The sequence below is a fragment of the Pseudomonas sp. A25(2017) genome (genome assembly GCF_002001065.1).
In the GTDB taxonomy this organism is placed as follows: Bacteria; Pseudomonadota; Gammaproteobacteria; order Pseudomonadales; family Pseudomonadaceae; genus Aquipseudomonas; species Aquipseudomonas kilonensis.
Genome location: NZ_MUOA01000056.1, coordinates 1 through 1,364, shown reverse-complemented (window position 1 = coordinate 1,364; position 1,364 = coordinate 1). Strand labels below are relative to the sequence as shown.

Below are 1,364 nucleotides of genomic sequence, written 5' to 3'. Positions count from 1 at the left end.
TTCGGGGTGGGCTGGAACTTGAACTTGAGCCAGTTCACGCCCTCCAACAACATTTTGGCCTTGAGCACCGGGGAAACCTTCAAAGTCACCGGCAGCGGTTCGCTTCCGGATATGAAGGAAAAAAAACTCGACACTTTCCATTTCGAAAATCTGGGCGGCAACCGCTACCGCGTGTTGCATAAGTCGGGGATGGTCGAAGAGCTTCAAGTCGGCGGCGATCTTACCCGGGTCGCCTTGCCTGTGAGCGTGAAGTCGCCTGCCGGCCACAGCCTCACACTTGCCTATGCATCGTTCCGTGGCGGACAGTGCCTGCACAGCATCAGCGATGCCCAGGGCGAACTGCTGCAAATCAACCGCCAGGCCAACGATGAGTGGGTGGAGATCCTCGTGCGGCCCTACGACGGCCCTAATGGCACCGCGCTGGCGCGTTATGAAATGAAGCTCAATGCCAGCGGCTGGGTCACCGAGATCGTCTTGCCCACGCCCGACAAGGGCTCCTGGCGTTTTGGCTATGGCAACGGGCCGATCCGCAACATCCTGTGCCTGCACGAAATCAAGACACCGGTTGGCGGTCGGGAAATCCTCACTTATGCCGACACTGGGCACCCTTATCCGGGCGGCGTTGTGCGCCCCAACTTGCCGCGGGTCACCCGCCATCGCAGCTACCCCGACTTTGGCCAGCCAAACGCCGATGAAACGATGGTCGAGGTGCAATTCAGCTACACCAGCCATAACTTCCTCGGCGCCGGTGAAACCGTCAGTTGGGAAGACGGGATGGACCCGCTGTACAAACTGCAGGCCCGTTATGAATACGGCAGCACCGCCCGCTTGATGGTCGGCGGCCAGGTGGCGCGCACAGTCGAACGCAGTTACAACCGTTTTCACTTGCTGGTGGAAGAAAAAACCAAACAGGAACATTGCGTCAAGCGTGTCAGCACCCAGTATTACGCCGAGGATGTGCCGTTCGAGCGCCAGGTCCCGCAGTTCCAGTTCCCCAAGGAAGTCACCACCCGTTGGGAGCTGGACAACGACGCGACCCAATACCGCGCCGAAATCACCCGCAGCGTCTACAACGACCAGGGCAACCATACCGAACAGGTTGAGCCCAACGGTATCAGGACCGTCTACACCTACTATTCCAAGAACGGCGAGGACGGTTGCCCGGCGGACCGTTTCGAACGCAACCTCAAAGACACCACGGTGTACCCATCATCCCAAGGCGAGCCGGGCGCGCCGACGCTGCGCACCCGTCTGCGCTACAGCGCGCACAAGCCGCTGAACGGCAGCGGGGTGGACGATTGGCTGGCGATGGACAGCGAAACCCTGATGCAGGTGGAGGGCGCCAACGAAACCACCTTGCAGCA

At 60.3% G+C, this 1,364-nt stretch carries 1 pseudogene; it reads left to right on the top strand.

Features of this window, described 5'->3' with window-relative positions:
• Positions 1-24: 24 nt before the first annotated feature.
• Positions 25-1,364 (top strand): annotated as a pseudogene (locus tag B0E42_RS11385) (sugar-binding protein); the annotation flags it as partial.